Origin of the sequence: Mycobacterium sp. ACS1612, from assembly GCF_001667505.1 — a bacterium.
Classification (GTDB): domain Bacteria; phylum Actinomycetota; class Actinomycetes; order Mycobacteriales; family Mycobacteriaceae; genus Mycobacterium.
In genome coordinates, this window is record NZ_LZHZ01000060.1 from 52,653 (window position 1) to 73,897 (window position 21,245).

General features: G+C 66.2%; 20 protein-coding genes and 1 pseudogene. 12 read left to right on the plus strand and 9 right to left on the minus strand.

Annotation, left to right across the window (positions count from 1 at the left end; genetic code table 11):
- Positions 1 to 23 precede the first annotated feature (23 nt).
- From A5724_RS23520 to A5724_RS23530, 3 genes are all read left to right on the plus strand, one after another.
- Positions 24 to 632 carry a TetR/AcrR family transcriptional regulator gene (locus A5724_RS23520; protein WP_067808048.1) on the plus strand — a complete coding sequence of 203 codons (609 nt, stop codon included), beginning with the start codon at positions 24 to 26 and terminating at the stop codon, positions 630 to 632.
- A complete protein-coding gene (locus A5724_RS23525) occupies positions 629 to 1,453 on the plus strand; it encodes a hypothetical protein (RefSeq protein ID WP_067808051.1) in 825 nt (274 codons plus the stop codon). Before A5724_RS23520 ends, A5724_RS23525 begins: the two co-directional genes overlap by 4 nt.
- A gap of 90 nt (positions 1,454 to 1,543) precedes the next feature.
- Positions 1,544 to 2,674 carry an ABC transporter substrate-binding protein gene (locus A5724_RS23530; protein ID WP_067808054.1) on the plus strand — a complete coding sequence of 377 codons (1,131 nt, stop codon included), beginning with the start codon at positions 1,544 to 1,546 and terminating at the stop codon, positions 2,672 to 2,674.
- Here the strand turns inward: A5724_RS23530 and A5724_RS23535 are convergent.
- Together A5724_RS23535 and A5724_RS23540 are read right to left on the minus strand one after the other, a co-directional pair.
- On the minus strand, positions 2,667 to 4,037 hold the full coding sequence (locus tag A5724_RS23535) for an FAD-dependent oxidoreductase (RefSeq protein WP_067808057.1): 1,371 nt from the start codon (positions 4,035 to 4,037) through the stop codon (positions 2,667 to 2,669). The genes A5724_RS23530 and A5724_RS23535 overlap by 8 nt on opposite strands.
- A 36-nt stretch (positions 4,038 to 4,073) precedes the next feature.
- The gene (locus A5724_RS23540) at positions 4,074 to 5,564 is read right to left on the minus strand and encodes a hypothetical protein (RefSeq protein WP_156752423.1); all 1,491 of its coding nucleotides are present in this window, start codon (positions 5,562 to 5,564) and stop codon (positions 4,074 to 4,076) included.
- Positions 5,565 to 5,625: 61 nt separating this feature from the next.
- Here A5724_RS23540 and A5724_RS23545 point away from each other — a divergent pair, with 61 nt between their 5' ends.
- Entirely contained in the window at positions 5,626 to 7,341 is a 1,716-nt protein-coding gene (locus A5724_RS23545) for a serine/threonine-protein kinase (RefSeq protein WP_067808065.1), read from the plus strand.
- A gap of 159 nt (positions 7,342 to 7,500) precedes the next feature.
- Positions 7,501 to 8,417, plus strand: a pseudogene (locus tag A5724_RS23550) (DUF2855 family protein).
- Here A5724_RS23550 and A5724_RS23555 read toward each other — a convergent pair.
- Positions 8,357 to 9,295 carry an alpha/beta fold hydrolase gene (locus tag A5724_RS23555; RefSeq protein ID WP_232004951.1) on the minus strand — a complete coding sequence of 313 codons (939 nt, stop codon included), beginning with the start codon at positions 9,293 to 9,295 and terminating at the stop codon, positions 8,357 to 8,359. The pseudogene A5724_RS23550 and the gene A5724_RS23555 sit on opposite strands and share 61 nt — an antisense overlap.
- 59 nt (positions 9,296 to 9,354) lie before the next feature.
- Between A5724_RS23555 and A5724_RS23560 the strand changes: the two genes are divergently transcribed.
- On the plus strand, positions 9,355 to 9,870 hold the full coding sequence (locus A5724_RS23560) for a nuclear transport factor 2 family protein (protein WP_067808072.1): 516 nt from the start codon (positions 9,355 to 9,357) through the stop codon (positions 9,868 to 9,870).
- Positions 9,871 to 9,873: 3 nt separating this feature from the next.
- On the opposite strand, the gene A5724_RS23565 is transcribed toward A5724_RS23560, so the two are convergent.
- Genes A5724_RS23565 through A5724_RS23575 form a run of 3 tightly spaced genes read right to left on the minus strand, consistent with a single transcriptional unit; the run spans position 9,874 to position 12,701 of the window.
- Positions 9,874 to 11,136, minus strand: coding sequence for an acyl-CoA dehydrogenase family protein (locus A5724_RS23565; RefSeq protein WP_232004952.1), 1,263 nt, complete (start codon positions 11,134 to 11,136; stop codon positions 9,874 to 9,876).
- Positions 11,129 to 12,322 (minus strand): acyl-CoA dehydrogenase family protein, encoded by a 1,194-nt coding sequence (locus A5724_RS23570; RefSeq protein ID WP_067808075.1) that lies wholly within the window; start codon positions 12,320 to 12,322, stop codon positions 11,129 to 11,131. Before A5724_RS23570 ends, A5724_RS23565 begins: the two co-directional genes overlap by 8 nt.
- Before the next feature lie 58 nt (positions 12,323 to 12,380).
- A complete protein-coding gene (locus A5724_RS23575) occupies positions 12,381 to 12,701 on the minus strand; it encodes a DUF732 domain-containing protein (protein WP_067808077.1) in 321 nt (106 codons plus the stop codon).
- A 188-nt stretch (positions 12,702 to 12,889) separates the two neighbouring features.
- On the opposite strand from A5724_RS23575, the gene A5724_RS23580 reads away from it, so the two are divergent.
- Positions 12,890 to 14,251: an MFS transporter gene (locus tag A5724_RS23580; RefSeq protein ID WP_082965236.1), complete on the plus strand. Its 1,362-nt coding sequence runs from the start codon at positions 12,890 to 12,892 to the stop codon at positions 14,249 to 14,251.
- On the opposite strand, the gene A5724_RS23585 is transcribed toward A5724_RS23580, so the two are convergent.
- Together A5724_RS23585 and A5724_RS23590 are read right to left on the minus strand one after the other, a co-directional pair.
- A complete protein-coding gene (locus tag A5724_RS23585) occupies positions 14,248 to 15,630 on the minus strand; it encodes an alpha/beta hydrolase-fold protein (RefSeq protein WP_156752429.1) in 1,383 nt (460 codons plus the stop codon). The two genes, A5724_RS23580 and A5724_RS23585, sit on opposite strands and share 4 nt — an antisense overlap.
- A 96-nt stretch (positions 15,631 to 15,726) precedes the next feature.
- Positions 15,727 to 16,581 carry an SDR family oxidoreductase gene (locus tag A5724_RS23590; RefSeq protein WP_067808080.1) on the minus strand — a complete coding sequence of 285 codons (855 nt, stop codon included), beginning with the start codon at positions 16,579 to 16,581 and terminating at the stop codon, positions 15,727 to 15,729.
- A 181-nt stretch (positions 16,582 to 16,762) separates the two neighbouring features.
- Here A5724_RS23590 and A5724_RS23595 point away from each other — a divergent pair, with 181 nt between their 5' ends.
- The 3 genes from A5724_RS23595 (at position 16,763) to A5724_RS34730 (ending at position 19,008) form a co-directional block, all read left to right on the plus strand.
- Entirely contained in the window at positions 16,763 to 17,584 is an 822-nt protein-coding gene (locus A5724_RS23595; RefSeq protein ID WP_067808082.1) for a fumarylacetoacetate hydrolase family protein, read from the plus strand.
- 37 nt (positions 17,585 to 17,621) lie between these two features.
- On the plus strand, positions 17,622 to 18,434 hold the full coding sequence (locus A5724_RS23600) for an SDR family NAD(P)-dependent oxidoreductase (protein ID WP_067808084.1): 813 nt from the start codon (positions 17,622 to 17,624) through the stop codon (positions 18,432 to 18,434).
- Between the two features lie 361 nt (positions 18,435 to 18,795).
- A complete protein-coding gene (locus A5724_RS34730; protein WP_067808086.1) occupies positions 18,796 to 19,008 on the plus strand; it encodes a hypothetical protein in 213 nt (70 codons plus the stop codon).
- Here the strand turns inward: A5724_RS34730 and A5724_RS33305 are convergent.
- Positions 18,983 to 19,162 carry an acyl-ACP thioesterase domain-containing protein gene (locus A5724_RS33305; protein WP_232004953.1) on the minus strand — a complete coding sequence of 60 codons (180 nt, stop codon included), beginning with the start codon at positions 19,160 to 19,162 and terminating at the stop codon, positions 18,983 to 18,985. The two genes, A5724_RS34730 and A5724_RS33305, sit on opposite strands and share 26 nt — an antisense overlap.
- Here A5724_RS33305 and A5724_RS23610 point away from each other — a divergent pair.
- A complete protein-coding gene (locus tag A5724_RS23610) occupies positions 19,130 to 19,324 on the plus strand; it encodes a hypothetical protein (protein WP_082965237.1) in 195 nt (64 codons plus the stop codon). The genes A5724_RS33305 and A5724_RS23610 overlap by 33 nt on opposite strands.
- Before the next feature lie 222 nt (positions 19,325 to 19,546).
- Positions 19,547 to 21,244, plus strand: a complete 1,698-nt coding sequence (locus tag A5724_RS23615; RefSeq protein WP_067808090.1) for an FAD-dependent oxidoreductase — start codon at positions 19,547 to 19,549, stop codon at positions 21,242 to 21,244.
- Position 21,245: the final 1 nt, after the last annotated feature.

Genomic DNA, 21,245 nt, shown 5'->3' on the forward strand with positions numbered 1-21,245 from the left:
GCCAGCACTGTTAACCTACGGTCATGCCGTCAACGCCATCGGTGGCAGGAGCGCGGGAGGCGCAGCGCCTCGAGACGAGGGCCCGCTTGTTTCAAACCGCTGTGGCCGAGATCGGCCGGGCAGGGCTGGCAGGCGCGGACGTCAGCGCGATCGCCTCAGCGGCAGGCGTGGCGCGCGGGACGTTCTACTTCCACTTTCCGACAAAAGAGCATGTCCTCGTCGAACTGGAGCGCGCCGAGGAAGTCAAGATTGTTGCGCGGCTGCAGAATTCAGGAGCCAAACACGACGACTTGGCCACGCTGTTCTCATCGCTTATCCGCGACGTCCTCGCGGCGGAGCGTCGACTAGGCCCAATGGTCTTCCGCGACATGTTGGGGCTGCACTTCTCCTCCGCGCGGCCCGCCGAGGATCAGTTGAGTGAGCATCCGCTGGCCGAGTTCGTGATCGGCGCGATCACCGCGGCCCAGAATGCGGGGCGGGTGCCCGTCGGCGCAGACCCGACCGAGCTCGGAATGTTCTTTCTCACTGGCCTTTTCGCGTTGTTGACAACCGCCACCGGCAGCTCTGCAGCGCGGGCCGCGCTGTTGGACCGCTATGTCAGGACGATCGTGCACGGAATGGAGACACGATGAACGCAACGGGTATCGACGGTTACCGCGACTACCTCGCACGTCGCGACGGGGACGCCGACCTGCTCAACCGGCGGCTGGCCAGCCGAGAGGACTTCTTCGCGGGTCTGGCGGCGGATCCGGTGCGCTCCAGGCACCATATGGATCGTCAGTTGTTCGGGCGCAACCTACGGCGGAGGAAACCTGAACCCGGCGTCGATCGGCGCATGCTGTTCCTGTTGGCCACCGCCAAACTGAACCAAGCCGAGCGGTTCGGTGTCGGTCTCGGCGAAACGTATGGGAACAACAGCGGCGACGACGTGCCACCCGAGCGGGTGTACATGGAACTCGAGGAGCACTACCACACACGTTTGTTGGCTTATGTGCTGGACATCTTCGACTTGCCGTTCCAGGTGGTGAAGCCGCCGTTCGTGATGCGTCAGTTCGTCAAGACTGCGGTATTTCTGCCTGAGCGACTGAGTTTCATGTTCGTCGGCGCATCGGAGATGGCCGGCTGCGCGATGTTCCACACGCTGCGTCGGGTCGGCGTCGAGCTGTTCGCCGACGAGCCAGAGGTCGCCGCGCGGATCAACGAGTTGTACAGCGAGATCCTCACCGACGAGGTGGGCCACGTCGGTTACTGTGCAGCGCGCTGCACCCCGGCCGAGCGAGCGGTCATGCGTCGGCTGTACCCGCACATCGGACGACTGTTTGCCAGGCAGACCTACGAAATCAGTCTTCTGACTGACCGCCAAGAGCTTTGCGCCCTGTTGGACCGGCCTTTCGACGTCGACGTCCTCGCGGCCGGACTGTCGAACGAAACCTTTCTCGCCGCCCACCCTTGACGTCTTGTCAGCCGAAACCGACCGCCTGCGAGCAGATGTCGCGATAGTGTTCCAACGCCCAAGTTGGATCCGTTCAAGGCAGGTTCGGCTATGACCACATCACGGCTCCTCGCAGCCGCAGCAGCATCCGCTCTCGTCGTCATCGGACTGGTGGGATGCGCCCCGCCCGAGAAGAAGGACACCGGCGGCCAAACGGAATCCGGGGTGAACGCCAAAGAGGCCACCTCGGCCGCCGATTTCGGCGGAATGGACGGTCTGGTGAAGGCCGCCAAAGCCGAGGGTGAGCTCAATGTGATTGCGCTACCGCCGGATTGGGCCAACTACAAGGAGATCATCGATACCTTCGCCAGCAAGTACGGCATCAAGGTGAACTCCGCCCAACCGGATGCCAACAGCCAGGACGAGATCAACGCCGCCAACCAGCAGAAGGGCAAGAGCACCGCCCCGGACGTGTTCGACCTCGGTCAGGCCATCGCGTTGGCCAACACCGCGATGTTCGCGCCGTACAAAGTGGCGACGTTCGACGACATCCCCGCGCAATTCAAGGACCCGAACGGCACCTGGGTCAACGACTACGGCGGCTATATGTCCGTCGGCTACGACTCGTCGAAGGTGCCCGAGATCAAGGACCTCAACGATCTGTCGAAGCCGGAGTTCAAGGGCAAGGTCGCGCTCAACGGTGACCCCACCACGGCGAGCGCCGCGGCCAACGGGGTGCTGATGACCGCGATCGCCAACGGCGGGTCAGTGGACGACATCGCACCGGGTGTCGACTTCTTCGTCAAGCTCAAGCAGGCGGGCAACTTCGTCCCGGTGGATCCGACACCCGCGACCATCGAATCCGGCCAGACACCGGTCGTCGTCGACTGGGATTACCTGAATGCGGCCGAGACCAAGAAGCTGCCGAGCTGGCGGGTGTTCGTCCCGGCCAACGCGCTCGTCGGCGGCTATTACTTCCAGGCCATCAACAAGGACGCACCGCACCCGGCCGCAGCCCGGCTGTGGCAGGAGTTCCTCTACAGCGACGAGGGGCAGAACCTCTTCCTGAAGGGCCTCGCCAGACCGGTGCGTGCCGACGCGATGGAGAAGGCGGGCACCGTCGACAAGAACCTGCTCGCCGCGCTGCCCTCGGTGCAGGGCACACCCGTGCTGCCGACCGACGCGCAGAGCAAGAAGATGGCGGAATACCTCGGGGCCAACTGGTCGAAGGTGATCAGCTGATCCGGACGCCCTGCCGGGTCAGTTCGGCCTGCATCGCAGAGATGTTCACCTCGTCGAGGGCGCGGTTCGCGCACACGGACAGCGCGGCCGCCACGCCTGCGCCCTGACCGGTGACCGCGCAGCAGGACATGTTCCTGGTCGCCGCGTGCGCGATGCGGTCACCACCCGTCGCGCGCCCGGCGACGATCAGGTTTCGGACCGTCTGCGGCAGCAGCGATCGGTACGGGATCTGCAGGTAGCGGCCGGTGGTCGGCAGCACCAGCACCCCGTAGCCGTCGATGAATTCCGGGTAGATGCCGATGCTGTCGTCGAATCGGCCCTGCCCGCGCACATCGGCCTCGGTGAGGTTGTAGACGGCGTCGATCTTGCGGGTGTCGCGGACGCCGATGGTCATCCCGAAGTTGCGCAGGCGGGCGCCGTTGCATCCCGGTGTGTAGCGCCGCAGCGCCTCGATGGCGAGCATGGCCTGTTTGCGGCCTTCGATCTCGAAGCGGGTCAGGCTGTCGGGGTCGGTGCCGTCGCAGCCCGCGAGGTGGACCAGGTTCATGTACGTCAGTTCACCGGTGTCGTGCATCGCGCCCCAGGTACCGCCGATGGTGTTCAGGTGGTCGGGAAGCAGGCCGTCGGCAATGGCTTTCGCGAACGGCTTACCGAGGTACGGCGAATACAGGTCGGCGTCCTTGGCGTCGGTGTCGGCGGCGAATTCCCCTGCGGCCCAGTCGCGATACGTCTGCGGGTCCTCGGCCACACCGGCCAGGAACGCGGTCTTGTCGATGCCGGCCAGGTGGAACATCACCGACGCCGCCATCATCTCCTCGACCGGTGTCTTGTGCACCGGCGCGCCGGCACGGGTTGCCACGTCGGCGTCCCCGGTGGCGTCGACGACTCGGCTGGCCAGGATCGCTTCGCGGCCTGCCTTGGATTCGGTGACAACGCCGATGACCTCGTCGCCGTCCATCAGTGGTGCGACGAACTGGCGGTGCAGCATCGGACGAACGCCCGCCTCCTCGACCAGCCGGTCGGCGACCAGCTTGAAACCCTCGGAGTCGAGTTCGTAAGACAGCGACTGGCTTTCGGGCACCGCCGCGCCCATCTCCTTGGCGCGCTGCTCGAACTCCCTTCCGATGCCGCCCGCTTCGACCGTCTGTTCGTGGCGGTACCAAGCGAATCCCTCGACGCCGACGGCGGTGATGTTCCCGCCGAAACAGCCGAAGCGCTCGACCAGCGCGACGTCGACACCGGCCCGCGCGGCCGCCAGTGCAGCGGCCAGTCCGCCGGGTCCCGAGCCGACGACAAGCACGTCGGTCTCGTGGATGACGTCGATCTCGCGGCTTGGCTCGGTGATGGTTCGGGGCGCCGGCATGGAGCGAGATCCTAGGCCCCGAACACGTCCAGGCAATTACTCGCGGCCGTCTTTCGGTCGGGGATTCTTCTTCGTCCCGTTTGTGTCAGCACTCTTCTTGTGGGCGGGTTTCCCTGCGTGCGTACCTGGTTTCTGATCGGCCGCAGCAGAGTCGGTCGCCGGAGCCGATTTTGCGTTCGGACTCTGGGAATCCTTGTCGGGCCCGGCAGCGCCGCGTTTGGTGTTCGTGGAAGGACTGTCGGCTTTGGTCGATCGTTTTCCTGCCAACTCGCGTGCGGGACCAGTAGTGATGCCGTCGTTCACGGACGAAACATCGTCGAGAACCATAGTTGGCTGCTCCACCGCCGCGAGCGCACTCGACTCGGTCGCGCTGGCCCGTTGCAGGGCGGACGCACCGCCGGCGCCCGGGGTCGCGAGATCGACGAGATAGTCGAGTTGGGCGCGCCCCCAGGCAGCAAGTGCATCGATCGCCTGGCCGCCGCGGGTGCTGATTGAGTCCAACGTCGTTTGCAGCGCGGTGACCGTCGCCGTGATCAGCCCATTGCCGTGGACGGTGTCGACGACGAATTGATTCCCGGCATTTATCAAGTCGTGAGCGAATCCGGTGACGGCGTCGCCTTCACTGGCGATCAGCGTCCAGCCCGCGTTGAGTTCGAAGTTGATCAGCGGAACGAAGGGCACCCATGCGATAGCGTCAAGGACGCCGCTGACGGATCCAACTCCACTGGCGACTATGCCTTTTATGGGCTCCCAAATGTCCCAGATGCGATTGGACACCGCAGCCAAGGCATTCGAGGCACTGACCAAGACGTCCCCGAACAGTCCTTCGGGAACGTCCGCCCATGGCGGGCGCGGCGGGTAGAACGGCAACGGGGGCAACGGAATCCATGCGCCGAGTTCGTCGATTCCCAGCCACACTAGCGCCAGACCGGCGTCTACGACCCAGTCTGCGACGTTCTTCAGGGCGCTGCCCTGCCCGCGCAGCCAGTCGGTGAAGTTGAAAACGCCGCTGTGCACCAGTGACTCAACGAAGTTGTACACCACGTCGACCTGACTGGTGACAATCCATCCGACGTACGGGATGATCCACGCCGCGATATACGCCGCGACATCGACCGTATATTCCACCCAGGGTTCGATCGCCAGGTAGAGCCAGTCGATGAAGTTGGCCAGGTTGATCAACGGTGGTGACGGAGCGATCGTCGGCGTGACAGCAGACGAAGTCAGCGCTTGGCCGATATCCAACACCTGCGCCGGCGACAACGACGACAGCGCCGAGAGGGCTGGGCCAGGGGGCAACGACTGCACGGCATCGCGGAGTTCGACGGCCACGTGCGACGCGGCGGGTGTGCCGATCGCTGGCTTCGACGTGTCGGATGCAGGGGTGATCAGCGCAGCCAGCGCAATGACGACGGCGCTCGCCGCCGCTACCCCACCCCTGAGTGCGGCACGAAGCCGAATAGCCATGTCAACGCCCTGGTAGATCGAAAGACGCAGGCAGAAGCCCCCTGCGATGAAGTCTCTCATGCGAACACGGCCCCCTCGGCGAAATTCGCGGCCTTGCCTCGCCGGTTTGTAGGCTGCGGGGATGCCGTTCGATAGCGGCGAGGTTTTCGCTGGTTACGTCATCCAGCGGATGCTCGGAAAAGGCGGTGCGGGCGAGGTCTACCTCGCCCAGCATCCCCGGCTGCCGCGATACGACGCGCTCAAGATCTTGTCGGCCACCGGCAACGACGACGAGTTCAGGGCCAGATTCAACCGCGAGGCCGAATTGGCGGCAACGCTGTGGCACCCCCATATCGTGGGGGTTCTCGATCGCGGCGAATTCAACGGCCGGTTGTGGATCTCGATGGAGTACGTCGACGGCACCGATGCAGGCCAGTTGATTCGGCAGAGCTATCCCGGCGGGATGCCCGAACACGACGTGACGGAAATCGTCACCGCGGTCGCCGATGCGCTCGACTTCGGCCACGAGCGCCGCCTGCTCCACCGGGACGTCAAGCCGGAGAACATCCTGGTGACCGCGTCCGACGGCCACCGCCGCCGGGTGCTGCTGACGGATTTCGGGATCGCCCGCAGAATCGACGACGTCAGCAACCTGACCGACGATGGCGTGGCAATCGGGACCATCAGTTACATCGCGCCCGAACAACTTCTCAACAAGCCGCTCGACGGGCGCGCGGATCAATACGCCTTGGCGGCCACCACCTTTCACCTCCTGACCGGCGCGCCACCGTTCGTCGATTCCAATCGCGCCGTCGTCATCAGCCACCACCTGTTCACGCCTCCGCCGCCGATCTCGCAGCGTCGCCCCGAGCTTGCCCACCTCGATGCCGTGCTGGCCAGGGCGCTGGCCAAAGACCCCGCGGACCGGTACCCGACGTGCCTGGACTTCGCGCGCGCCCTCACCAAGCAGCCCCCGCGCACAGCGCCAAGCCCGGGTGCGCGCCCCGTCACCCAGCGTCTCGAGCGGGTGGTGCTGCACGGCACCGCCCGTGGGGTCCGCGAACGCGCGGGCGCGGCTGACGAGGCCGGGACGTTGTCGTTCCACGTCGTGTCGCACGATGCGGTCGAGACGCCGAGCGCCCCGATCCCGGTCGAGATGCACACCCAACTCGTCGCGGGTCAACTCGCGGACGGGGACGAAGTCGAGGTCAGCGGTGTCTGGGACGGCGGCACGCTGGACGCGGACACGATCGTCAACCTCTCGGCGGGGAAGCGTCCGACGCGGTCGCCTGATCGCGGCAGGACGCGCACTGTCGCGCTCGCCGCGCTCGCCGGTGTGCTCGTGGTGGCGTTGGCCGTGACGCTGTGGCTGACGAGTGGCTTCGCGCTCTGGACTGGCGGCCCCGGACCGATCGTCAAACCGGAGAGTGCGACGGTGTTCTCGCCGAGCGGCGCCCCGGACAACCCGGACAAGGCGGGCTTGGCGATCGACGGCAACCCGGATACCGCGTGGTCCACCGTCACCTATCGCGACCCGGTGCCATTCCCGACTTTCATTGAGGGAGAAGGCCTTTTGCTGCACCTGGCGCAGCCCACCGCGCTAAGCGCTGTGACGATCGACTTGTCGAGCACAGGTACCGAGGTGCAGATCCGCGCGTCGAACTCCGAGCACCCCGCCAAGTTGGCCGACACCACCGAACTGACGCCGATCACGCCTCTACAACCAGGACACAACCGGATCGAAGTGCACGACGACACCAAGACGTCCAATGTGCTGGTGTGGATCACCAAACTCGGTACGACGGACGCCCAGAGCAGGACCTCGATCTCCGAGATCACCCTGCAGGCCGCCAAATAAAGTGGACGCGTGATCCTCGAACTGCACCGCGACGACTTGCATCAGACCAGGTTCCTGCACGACGACGCGCCGTCGCCGGCGGACGGGCAAGCTCTGCTGCGCATCGAATCGTTCGGACTGACGTCGAACAACATCACCTACGCCGTGTTCGGTGAAGCGATGCGGTACTGGGACTTCTTCCCGGCTTCCGAACCCGAGTGGGGCAGGCTGAACGTCTGGGGCTATGCCCACGTCGAGCATTCCCGGCATCCGGATCTACCGACGGGCACGCGTGTTTACGGGTATCTGCCCTGCGGGACCATCTGCTCGTACAACCCGACCGCGTCGACGAGAAGGGCTTCGTCGACGCCGCCCCGCACCGCGCCGGCCTTCCGCCGGTGTACCAGGGCTACCGCAACCTCGCCACCGACGCCTTCTACTCGGCCGAACACAAGGCCGCGCATCTGGTGTTCTACCCGCTGTTCTTCACCGCGTTCCTGATCGACGATTTCCTCGCCGATGAGGGCTTCTTCGGTGCGGACACCGTGGTGATCTCCAGCGCCTCGGCGAAGACGGCGCTCATCGCGGCCTACCTGCTCGCCAAGCGCGACGGTGTGACGACCGCGGGACTGACTTCTGCGGGCAACAAGCAGTTCGTCGAGAGTCTGGACGTCTACGACTCGGTGAGCGTGTACGACGACATCTCGGCGCTACCGGGCGAGCGGGCGGTCTACATCGACATCTCGGGCAACGGAAAGGTGCGCGCGGACGTCCATGCGCTCTACGGCGACCGACTCGCCCACAGCGCCACCGTCGGCGCGACCCATTGGACCGAGATCGGCGCACGCGCAGGCGAACTCGACGGACCGAGCCCGGTGCTCTTCTTCGCGCCCGATCGCATCGTCAAGCGCAGCGCGGACTGGGGTCAGGCCCGACTGGATCAGAGCCTGGCCGAGGCCTGGCATCCCTTCGCGGCCTGGTCGTCGAATTGGCTTCGCGTGGAACGGATTTCGAGCGAAGACGACATCAAGCGGACTTACCTCGAGTTGCTCGACGGTAAGGTCGACCCAGCCGCAGGTTGCATCGTGGAGGTGTGAGCCGCGCGCCCGATGAACTCGAGGCCGGCGTTGATCGCGGGCCGGTGCCGCAGAATGCGGTAGTGCGCCAACCGGCCCAGTCCGCGGGTGGTGACGAGCTTCGCACCGGGCCAGGCGTCGACGATCTTTTCGCTCATGTGGTACGGACTGTCGGGGTCGTCGGGGTCATGGACCACCAGCAGCGGCGGCGCATCGCCGAGGGTGGCGGCGATGCGAGCAATGTCGGTATCGAACAGCGGCATGTTCAGCCGTCGGTCGAGGCGGCGGTGCAGGCCGCCGAGAATGCGGGGGCCGAATCCGTGACGGTCGGCGAAAATGTCCAGATACCAGGAGAAGTCGCCCATCGGCGCCAGGAACACCAGGCGTTCAGCCGAGGTGCCGCGGGCCACCGCCAACGCGGCCGCCTTGGCGCCGAGAGAATGGCCGACGATCGCACGCGCTGGTCCGTGTTCGCGCACAACGGCTTTCACCGCTTCGGCGCACTCGACGATCGTCGTGCGTCCCGGCGCGAGGTCACCAGGCGCGGAGTCGTGATGACTCGGCAGGTCGAAGGCGATGACCCGGTGCCCTGCCTCGACCAGGGGCTTGACGAAGACGCCGAGGTGCGCTCGGCACCCACCCCAGCCGTGCACCAGGTACACCGTCGGGCCGGCGCCCCAGGCCTCCCCCGCGACCCGGTGGCCCGACCACGTCGCCTCGACAGGCTCACTCGGCGGTACCCCTGGTGGCATGCGCAGGCTGGCGTCCACGTCCGGCGGGGTGCACCACAGCTCGACGGCCCACCGCGACCCGATCGCGGGCGCGAACCGCTCGAGCAGCCCCAACGCCCGGCGTACTCGCCGGTCGACGGGTGGCTCGATGCCAGATCCCGCTTCCACGAGCGGCAATCTTACGGTCCGTCGACGGGTCGCCGCCCTGGGCCTGCTTGACTGGCGTGATGCCGGCGATCGACGAGATGCTCGACGAGTTCGCGTTGCGAAAGCTCGTCCACACGTACTGCCGCGCGGTCGATCGCGGTGACTTCGCGACGCTACGAAGCCTCTACCATCGCGACGCCCAGGATGCGCACGGCGCGTTCTCCACCGGGTCCGTCGACGAGTTCGTCACCACGCTCGAGGCGTCCCGCCCACATCTGCGATCGATGCAGCACCACATCACCACCATGAATTTCGTCGTCGACGGCGCCCGCGCCGAGGGCGAGATCTACACCATCGCGACGCATGCGTTCGCAGCGGGCGACCGCGATGTCGAGGTCATCGTCGGCGGACGCTACCTGGACCGCTACGAGAAGCGTGACGGCGTCTGGAAGATCATGGAACGGGCCATCGTGACCGACTGGGCACATGTGCACGATCCGGCGTCGGTCGACCTGAGCCATCCGATCACCCGGGGCACACTGCACGGTACTTCGGGACCCGATGATCCGTCGCACCAGTTCTTTTCGCTGTTCTAGCGATCACACTCCCACGCCGTCGGCCACCCACGGCACGCGGTCCACGGTGGCGTCGTCGAGCACCATCGCGGCCACCCGGTCCCGATGCTGCTCGGCGCCACCCAACAGCACGGCGTCCGTGGCGGCGCGCTTGTAGTAGAGGTGCGCCTGGTGTTCCCAGGTGAAGCCGATTCCGCCGTGCACCTGGATGGTGTCGGTGGCGACATGGCTGAAGGCCGCCGAGCAGACCGCCTGCGCGATGGCTGTCGCCAACGCCGGATCGTCGGAGCCGTCGGTCAGCGCCCAAATGGCATGGTAGGCAGTCGATCTGGCGTGCTCGACGTCGACAAGGAGATCCGCCAGCCGATGCTTCACCGCCTGGAACGATCCGATGGGCCTGCCGAACTGCAGCCGCGACTTCGCGTAGTCGACGGACAGGTCCAGCAGATGCTGCGCGGCGCCGACCTGCTCGACGGCCAGCAGCGCGGCGCCCACCTGCAGTGCGTGATCGACGACGCGTGCGGTTTCGTCCGGGCCCGCGATCACGGCACCGCGGACGTTGGACAGCGTGATGCTGGCTTGCGACCGGGTCAGGTCGAGGGTGGCCAGCGCGGTGCGCTGTACGCCCTCGCCGGTGGCGTCGACGGCGTACAGGGCGACGCCGTCGGATCCGCGGGCGACGACCAGCAAGACGTCGACGATGCGGCCGTCGACCACTTGCGTCACCGTGCCCGACAGCGCGTCGCCGTCGGCGGTCACGGTGACCGCGTCCGGATCGAACACGCCGGCGGTGTCGGCCACCGCGACGGCGGCGGTGCGCCGCCCTTCGACCAAGTCGCCGAGCAACTGGTCACGCTCGGCGCCCGGCGACGCGGCGACCAGGGCGGGAATTGCGAGGTAGACCGTGCCGAACAGCGGTCCGCACGCCAGTTTGGCGCCAAGTGCCTCGATGGCGACCGCCTGGTCGACGAGGGTGCCGCCGACGCCGCCGTCGGCCTCGGGGACGGACAGGCCGAGCACGCCCAGTTCGCCGCCGAGCCGCGCCCACACCTTGGGGTCGAACGGCGGGTCGGACTCCATCAGCTGCCGGATCTTGTCTTCCGCGAAGTGCTCGGCGCTGAACTTGCGCACCGCGTCGCGCAGTTGGTTCTGCTCGTCGCTGAACCTGTACTCAGCTGAATCAGCCGAGCTATTGGGCTGATTCGCAAGCTTCTCAGCCACGTTGTCCGGCTGATTCGCAAGCTTCTCAGCCGCGTTGTCCGGCTGATTCGCAAGCTTCTCAGCCACGGGGGATCTCCTTCCACGGCATCCCCGCATCCGCGCGCAGATCGCCCGGCAGTCCGAGAATGCGTTCGCCGAGGATGTTGCGCATCACCTCGGATGTGCCGCCTTCGATGGTGTTGGCCCGGCTGCGCAGATACTTCTGTTGGATGGGCCCCTGCCAGTCGCGCTCGCCGCTAGCACTGCCCTGTCCGTACCCGCGATACAGAAGTCCTTCTGGGCCAAGAAAATCCATGCACCACTGGTAGATGTGCTGATTGAGCTCGGCCCCGACCAGCTTGCCGATCGAGCCCTCCGGACCGGGGCCGCCGACCGTCGCAGCCGCACGCGACCGTTCCGATGTCAGGCGCTGCGCCTCCGAACGCAGCCACAGTTCCGTGAGCCGGTCCCGCAGCACCGGCGTGCGCCGCTCGGGGCGCGACGCCCACAGCGCGGTGGCGTCGGCGATGGTGCCCGCACCGCGACGGCTGCCGCTGCCGCCGAGGGCGGTGCGTTCGTTCATCAACGTCGTCATCGCGACGTTCCAGCCGTTGCCCACGTCGCCGAGGCGGTGTTTGTCCGGGATGCGGGCGTCGGTGAAATACACCTCGTTGAACTCGGCTTGCCCCGTCAGCTGGCGCAGCGGCCGGGTTTCGACGCCCGCGCCGTGCATATCGATGACGAAGTAGGTCAGTCCCTTGTGCTTGGGCACATCCGGGTTGGTGCGCGCGAGCAGCAGTCCCCAGCGCGCCCGGTGGGCGAGGCTGGTCCACACCTTCTGACCGTTGACCACCCATTCGTCACCGTCACGAACGGCCGAGGTGGCCAGCCCGGCGAGGTCTGATCCCGCGCCCGGTTCCGAGAACAGTTGGCACCACAGGTCTTCGGTGGTCGCCAGCGGCCGCAGCCATCCCCGCTTCACGTCCTCGCTTTGCGCGTGCTCGCGGATGGTCGGCGCGGCCATGCCGTATCCCATCGGATTGAGTCCGAGCGGCACCGGTCCACCCGCACCCTGCAGGATGCGGTCCGCGACCGCCTGCAGACCGCGGGACACCCCCAGCCCGCCGAGCCCTTCGGGGAAGTGCACCCAGGACAGGCCGGCGTCGTAACAGGCGCCCAGATACTGCTGGACAGGCGCCTTCTTGGGGTCGTGATCGGCGACCACCGTCCGCGCCAGCTCGGCGACCCGTTCGGCATCAGCATCGTTGCTCATGCCAGTCACGATAGAAACTCGACACCCGTCGAGAATCAGCGGCCCCTGGTAGCGGTGCTCAGCTGGGGCAGTACGCGGCCTTCGCGATGGCGACCAGACGCACCACGGTCTCGGGCTGCACGCCGGGTTTCTGGCGCAGGATCGCCTGCGACACCGCCATCGAGGAATTGCCATGCGTGAGTTGTCGGCAGATCGCGCGCCCGATCTGGATCATGTCGCTGTCGCCGGTCGGGCATTCGAACGGCCCCTGGCCGCACCCGAGCCCGCTGGACTTGATCAATCCGAGGTAATTGTCGTCGGCGGCGTCTGCGCTGGCCGGTCCCGCGAACGCCAGCGCCATGGCCACTGCGGCCACGAACGATACGAACACGCGTTTCACGGGAACACCATAATTCGGCGCCCGCCCGGACGCCTGCGCCGCCCAGGAAACCGTCAGGTAACGAGCACTAGGCTGGGCGCTTCGGCTTACTGGTGAAAGGGACCTCGCCGTTGTCTCTGAAAAGTGACATCCCCGGGAAGGAGGCTGTCGGTTTCCGCTCCGAACGGGGACCTGTTCTCATCTCGGTGATGTTGAGCACCGGTCTGGTCGCCATCGATTCGACGGTGCTGGCGACGGCGGTGCCGTCCATCGTCGGTGAACTGGGTGGTTTCAGTCAGTTCCCGTGGCTGTTCTCCGCGTACCTGCTTGGACAGGCGGTCACCGTGCCGGTCTACGCGAAGCTCTCCGATATCTTCGGCCGCAAGCCCATCCTGCTGTTGGGGATCGCGCTGTTCCTCGCCGGATCGATTCTCTGTGCGGCGGCGTGGAACATGCCCGCGCTGATCGTCTTTCGGGCCGTACAGGGTCTGGGCGCGGGCGCGGTCCAGCCGACTGCGATGACCATCGTCGGCGATATCTACACCGTGGCCGAGCGGGCCAGGGTGCAGGGCTATCTGGCAAGCGTGTGGGCGATCTCGTCGGTCATCGGACCGCTTCTCGGCGGCGTCTTTTCGCAACTGGGTGTGTGGCGTGGCGTGTTCCTGATCAACATCCCGCTGTGCCTGCTGGCGGCGTGGATGTTCAGCAGGCACTTCCGCGAGCAGGTCGCCCACCGCCGTCGCAAGGTCGACGTTGTCGGCGCGGTCCTGTCGGCGTGCGCGATGACGGCGCTGATCCTGGCGATCCTCGGCGGCGGTCAGACGTGGGCGTGGTCGTCGGCGCCCAGCATCGCCGCCTTCGCCACGGGCGCGGTGCTGCTGGGGGCATTCGTCATCGTGGAGCGAAGGGCTGCCGAACCGATATTGCCGCTGTGGGTCTTTTCCCGTCGACTGCTGTGCGCGACCACGATCGTCGCGTTCGGTGTCGGGGCCATCCTGATGGGGTTGACGTCATATGTGCCAACGTTTCTGGAGGGCTCGCTGCGGGTCCAACCGGTGATCGCAGGCCTGGCCCTTGCCGCGTTGACGCTGGGGTGGCCTGCAGCGGCGAGCGTCGCCGGACGGTTCTATCTGCGGTGGGGTTTCAAGAACACCGCAATACTCGGGGCCGTGCTGGTGATCATCGGAGCAGCGGTCCTCGCGGCGGCCGCGCACCGGCCGAACGTGGCGGTGGCGGCAGTGGTGTGTCTGGTGATCGGCTGCGGCATGGGGCTGCTTGCCGTGCCGACACTCATCGCAGCCCAGTCCAGCGTCGACTGGAGTGAGCGTGGCGTCGTGACGGGTAACAACATGTTCGCCCGCTCGCTGGGAAGCGCCGTCGGCGTCGCCGTCTACGGCGCGATCGCCAACTCGATCTTCGGCCCCGGCGACGTGCACTCGGTGGGCCCGGCGGCCATCAAGGCGGGTTCGGCGGCGGTCTTCGCCGGTGTGCTCGTTGTCGCGGTGGCCACCGCCGCCGCAGTGCTGGCGATGCCGCGCACGCCTGCGCACGCGGCCGACGTATCGGGCTAGGTCCCAGGCGAATGCACCCGTTGCGCCAGCCACGGCAGCGCGTTCGAGAAAGCCGCGGCGGCGAATTGCCAGGTGTGATAGCCCGGATACACCCGCAACGAGCATCCGATGTCGACCGCGACCGCGGCAGCGCACAGATCCGGTAACGCGCCCTTCTCCCGGAACACGTCGGCGTCGTCGTGGCCGCCGAATCCCACTGGGGCGTCGCGCTTTACATGGTGATCGGGCAGGTTCTTCGTCTTGTCGTCGGCAGGCTCCTGCGAGTCGTCGAAGTATCCCGCGACGCCGGCGTACGGTCCGTGTTTGGCCATCACGGTGCGCGGGTCGAACGCCGCCCAGGTGGCGGCGTCACCGCCGTACAGTCGCTCGATCGTCTGTTGTTTGGTGCCGGAGTTGGGCCCGCGGTCGCCACCGATGTCGTCGAAGGTGGTGAACAGGTCGGGGTGCATGACGGTGAGGTCGATGGCGCAGGTGCCGCCCATGGACCAGCCCACCACACCCCACCGGGTGGGATCCGGCGAGACGCCGTAGTGGGACACCACGTACGGGCGGACATCTTTGGTCAGGTGGTCGGCGGCGTTGCCTCGCGGACCGTTGACGCATTCTGTGTCGTTGTTGAAGTTTCCGCTGGAATCAACGAAGACGAAGACAGGGGCCGCACCGTTGTGGGCCTTGGCGAAGTCGTCGATCACCGATATCGCGTTGCCGGTGCGCATCCAGTTGGTCGGGTTGCTGAACTCGCCGGCGATCATCATCACCGCAGGAAGCTGTGGCGGTGCCGCGCCTGCGAACCAGATCGGCGGTAGGTAGACGTATTCACGGCGATGTTTGAATCCGCTTGCGTCGTTGGGTATGTCGACACCGACGAGTTTCCCCGTGTCAGGGTGCGTGTTACGCAGCCCCGCGAGTGCGGAGACGTCGGTCTGGTCCGGCAGCGGACCGGACGTCAGATCTCCCCACGCCTTCTGCACGGTCGGGTAATAGCCGACCCAGTTGTTGAGCACCAGCAGGGCGCACAGCAGCGTCAACGGAACCGCCAGGAACGACATGCCACGGCGCCACCACCGTGCACCGCGAAAGCCCAACAGCGCCACCGCTATTGACGCCGCGAACACCGCCGTCCACACCCACAGGCGCAACGGCGCGGGATCCGAGGCGAGCCCTTCGGAATTCATGTACGCGCGGGCTCCCAGCGCCACCGCAACTGAAACGGCGGCGGCGACCGGTACCCAGATGATCCGCCACCGACGGGTCCGCCAACCGATCGCGATCACCAGCACGACCACCGTGACCATTTCCACGGTCAGGGGCAGCCAGCCGGCCAGCAGCGAGACGCCGTGGCCGAACTTGCTGAAATCGGGGTCGGGTAGCGGCGGCATCGGGGTCGGCGTCGGAGGCGTGATCGAGGGACCGGTCGGCGGCACCCCGCCAGTCTCGAAGCACTTCCTGGGAAGACGCTGGCGGCTGCGCCGGTGTCAGTTCGAGCGGGCGGATCTGGCGAACCGCCACAAGTAAGTGGGAAGGCGCCGCGCCGGGACGCTGCGCGGCCAATCGCTCGCGCGGAAATAGGCGTCGGATCCGCCGTCGACGAAGATGACGCTGCCGCAGAGGAAGTCCGCGGAGTCCGACAGCATGAACAGCATCCAGTCGGCGAGCTGGCCCGGGTCACCGAATCCGCCGATGGGGACGGGGAACGCTCGGACGGCTTTGGCCTCGCGCGGCATCGATAGCTGTTTCTCGAGCAGAGGCGTCATGATGGCGCCCGGCGCCAGCGCGTTGAGTCGAATGCCTTGGCCTGCCCAGTCGCGTGTCACCGCGGTGCGCCTGACCCAGTGCGACACCGCAATCTTCGACGCGGCGTACGACAGCGACGGTGCGGCCGGCCCGAGCAGCCGCACCGAGCGCGCAGCCCGATCGGCATCGCCTGCGAGCAACGCGCGCACCGTCCGCCGCGGGACGACCGGGGTTGTGGTCGTTGAATTGCTGCCGATCACCACCACTTTGGCGCGCCCGGTCGCGGCCAGCGCCTGCCGCCACACCTGCAGCAGGTCCACCACACCGAGATAGTTGACCTCGAAGATGCGGCGCGGTCCGTCCGGGCCCGGTGTCGGCCCGATACCGGCCGCCAACACAGCGCCATCGAGTCGGTTGCGCGCGGCGGTCAGTACCGCGTCCGCCGCCGACTGGCGACCATCGGGAGTCGACAGGTCCGCCACGACGTCGGCTTCCTTGACGTCGACGCCGATCACGATGTGACCCGCGGCCCTCAGCTTCTCGGCGGCGTGGCGCCCCATGCCCGACGCCGATCCGGTGACCGCGTACACGCCCATTCCCCTGTCCCCTTTCGTTGCTGACGCGTCAGCGTCGACGGGAGCGTAACGGCGCGGGCAAACGCACCCGCGACCGGTCGGTGGCTGGGTGCCTGCAGGCAAAGGGAAGTTTCGTTTGACGGATACCGTTGACCGAGGCGATTGCCCATCGTGCCCGCCCACATCCGCCAAGGAGCCTGATATGAAACTAGCCACCCTGCGCACCTCAGGCGGCACCGTCGCCGCACGGGTCGACAGCGCCGAAAGCGCCGCCGTCATTCCCGGCTACGCGGACCTCTCTGCACTACTCGGTGAGCCCGAATGGCGCACCATCGCCGAACAGGCCGACGGTGATTCGGTGAGCCTCGACTCGGTCGAGTTTGCGGCCGTCGTGCCGCGCCCCGGCAAGATCGTCTGCGTCGGCTTGAACTACGCGGGCCATATCAAGGAGATGGGCCTTGAACTTCCGAAGTATCCCACATTGTTCGCGAAGTTCGCCGACGCCCTGACCGGCCCGTACGACGACATCGTGGTGCCCAAATACGCTTCGCAACAACTGGATTGGGAAGCCGAGCTGGCATTCGTGATGGGCAAGACCGCCTACCAGGTGGCCGAAAACGACGCGGCCGACTACATCGCCGGCTACTCGGTGTTCAACGACTACACGATGCGCGACTACCAGTTCCGCACGTTGCAGTGGGACCAGGGCAAGAACTTGGACAAGGCAAGTGGCTTCGGACCTTTCCTGGTCACGGACTATCAACTCGGCACCACGATCGAGGCCCGCCTCGACGGCGAGCTCATGCAGCAGGCCACCACCGACGACCTGGTGTTCAGCCCCGAGGCGCTGGTTTCCTACATCAGCCACATCGTCACGCTGCGGCCTGGGGACGTGGTGGTTACCGGAACCCCCGGGGGCGTCGGTCACGCCCGTAAGCCCGCTCGCTACATCGGCGACCGGCAGACCGTCGAGGTGAGTATCGACGGACTCGGCACCATCAGGAACAAGACGATCATCAAGTAAAGCCCGCTTCGCGGATCCAGGTTTATAGGGTCATGCGATGAGCATCGACCCCTCGAAGATCCTGCTGACCGACCGCATCGCCGTCGTGACCGGCGGCGGTGCGGGCATCGGCCGCGGCGTCGCGGCGGGCCTGGCTGCCTTCGGCGCCCGCGTCGCGATCTGGGAGCGGAGCGCCGAAATGTGCGCGGCCGCTGCCGAAGAAATCGGCGCGCTTGGCATATCGGTCGACGTCCGGGACAGTGCGCAGGTCGATGACGCGCTTGCGCGGACCGTCGAGCAGTTGGGCCCGGTGACGATCCTGGTGAACAACGCGGGCGGGGTATTTCACTCCGGACTACTGGACACCAGTGAAAACGCTTGGGACGCAATGTACAAGGCGAACCTGCGCCACGTGTACCTGTGCACGCAGCGGGTGGCGCAACAGCTTGTCGCGGAGAAGCTGCCCGGAAGCATCATCAGCGTGACATCGATCGAGGGGGTCAGGGCCGCGCCGGGTTACGCGACGTACGCCGCCGCCAAAGCCGGCGTCATCAACTACACCAAGACGGCGGCGCTCGAGCTTGCGCCGCACGGAATCCGGGTGAACGCGCTGGCACCCGACATCACGTTGACCGAGGGCATCATGGCGATGGCGCCTCCGGGGTCGGACGACCGGTTCGGCCGCACAGTGCCGATGGGGCGCGCGGGCCATGTCGACGAGATGGCAGGCGCGGCAGTGTTTCTCGCGTCGGATCTGTCCAGCTACATCACGGGGCAGACGATCCATGTGGACGGCGGAACGCAGGCGGCGTCAGGGTGGTATCACCATCCGGACACCGGCGACTACGTGCTCGGACCCGCGGGCGGGTGAGTGACGCGCTCAGTGATCGGTCTGTTTGGCCTCTTTGGCGTGCTCCCGATGGTCGGAAGGCGTCTCTTCGGTGGGGACGAGCACGTGATTGAGGTCGGGGCCGTCGTCAGACGTTAGGTCGCGTGTCACGACACAGCCGGACCCGTTTGGGTGGCGATATCCACCTGGCAGGCGGGCCCACCTCGCCCCGGGCAAGGGTCAGTCGGCGATGGTTGTCACGTGCCTTCCGTGCCGAACGACGCTGTCGACCGCCCGCTGAGTGCGTTGCCGGCAACCGGCTACATATACCGGACTGCTTGGCCGGTACCAACCGGAGACATCGGCGGTCAACTGAAATTGCGTCTCGACGCGGTGGTGCACCATGCGAGTCAATCTCGTCGGAAGCGACGGTGGCCGCATCGAAACTGAAGGGTTCTGGATTGCGATCAACGAGCGCACCCTTGCCCCGCAGCGGGTCTCGGACAGCTTGATCGAAAAATTCGCCACCACCGCCTCCGAGCACCGACTCAAATGGCGACCGTGGCTGACAAACCCAGATCACGTCGACATCACGACGCCATTCGCGTCAGGCTGACGTCCTCGCCGTACTGGATCGGCCGACGATACTCGACGACCGCGCGATAGGGGGCGCGGCAGACGTCGGGCACTTCGGCTATCACTTCGTGAATGGCATGCCGATAGGCGGTGTTGGTGACATGTTCGAATACGTCGATATCGGTGCGGCGCAACGGTGGATTCGCCGCGGCGACGACGTCGACATTGCCATCGCTGTCGGCGAAGACGTCCGCGCCGCGGCGCTGCTCGAAAACGGCGGTGACGCCGCACGCTATAGCGACAACCGGGTGCAGATCCGCCCGTCGGCCACCGAAACGCCGGGGGCAACCGCGTAGCAGCGCAAGACCGCACCAAGTCGTCCAATGTGCTTGTGTGGATCACTAGATTGCGCACGACCGATGGCCAGAGCCGGACGGATATCTCCGAGATCACGCTGCAGGCGGGCAGCTGAATAGCATGGGTGTTTGACCTCGGCTCAGGTCGGGCCGCAAGCGGTCTTAGCGGCGGTGGCCATGCGGACGATCATGTCGGGACGACACCGGGCATACGCTGGGGGTGTGAGCGGAAAGTCCGAAGCGAGGAGATTCTTGGCGAAGGAGATCCTCGATTCGTCTGATCCTCATGTGCGCGAGTCAGAGGCATTTCCCAGCCTCACGGCTGATCAGGTTGAGCGCGTCTCCGGCTTTGGTGTCGTAGAACAACTACAGCGCGGCGCCGTGCTCTACGAGCCGGGCGATCGAGCGGCCGACTTCTTCTTGGTCCTCGACGGCTTCATCGAGATCTATGTGTCCCGCACCTCGATGCAAGAGGTGGTGCACACGTACGGGCAGCAACAGTTCACCGGCGAGCTCAACCTCTTCAACGATCGGGCGACGCTCGTCGGCGGGCGCATGGGGTGTGATGGCTGCGTGGCGCGCTTGAACGGTGCACAGTTCCGACGGCTTCTGGCTGCCGAACCCGATATCGCCAACGTGGTGATGCGCGCGTTCATCCTGCGCCGTGAACGGATCATTGTGCTCGGTCATACCGCGGTGACGATCATCGCCCCTCGCGACTCGGCGAAGTCACTGCAACTGAAACGGTTCCTGGACCGCAACCGCCAGCCTTACCTCCTCGCCGATCCGGCAGTCGAATCTGAGGCGGCGGCGCAGTTGCTCGCTCTGGGTCTCGACAACGGCGACACACCGGTCGTGCTGTGCGGAGACGATCGCGTCTTGGTATGCCCGACCCCACGCGAACTCGGCGACAGCATTGGTATCTCGGAAGCGCTTGCCCCAGAACACGTCGCCGACGTGGTCGTGGTCGGAGCCGGGCCGGCCGGACTTGCTGCGGCGGTGTATTCGGCCTCCGAAGGCCTCGACACCGTCGTTTTGGAGGCCGATGCACCTGGCGGTCAGGCATCGACAAGCTCACGCATCGAGAACTATTTGGGGTTCCCGATCGGTATCTCCGGCCGAGATCTGGCACACCGCGCGCAGGTTCAGGCGCAGAAGTTCGGGGCCCGGATCATCGTGCCGCGCGCAGTGGTGCGACTGGTGACCGATTCACGCCCTTACGTCCTGGAATTAGACGACGGCACCCAGGTGCGCGCGCACACAATCGTCGTTGCGACTGGCGCGCGCTACCGCAGCCTTCCCCTGCCCAATATCGCCCAATTCGAGGGCTGTGGCGTCCATTACGCGGCCACGGCAGTCGAATCGGAGCTGTGCCAAGGCGACGACGCGGCTGTCGTTGGCGGGGGCAACTCCGCCGGGCAGGCCGCGGTTTACCTGTCACGTCTCGCCAACCACGTGCACATCCTGGTGCGAGGCGACGGACTGACGTCCAGCATGTCCGACTACCTCATCCGTCGGATTGAGGCGGCGCCCGAACGCATCACCGTGCATCCGCACGCCGAGGTTACTGCGCTCAGTGGCGAGAGGCACCTGGACACCGTTACCTGGCGCGACCGCGATACCGGGCAGTCCCAAACGCGCCACATTCCAAACGTGTTTCTCATGCTCGGGGCCTCGCCGAACACCGAGTGGCTCAACTGCGTCGCGTTGGACGAGAACGGATTTGTCCAAACGGGTATAGCGGCCGCCTCCGACGACCCGGCGACCTCCCATGCATTGTCGCAACCGCTGGCCACCAGTTGTCCCGGCATTTTTGCGGTCGGTGACGTGCGATCCGGATCGATCAAACGAGTCGCTTCGGCCGTCGGAGAGGGCTCGATTGTGGTCGCCTCAGTGCACCAAGCGCTCGAAGTTTCGTGAT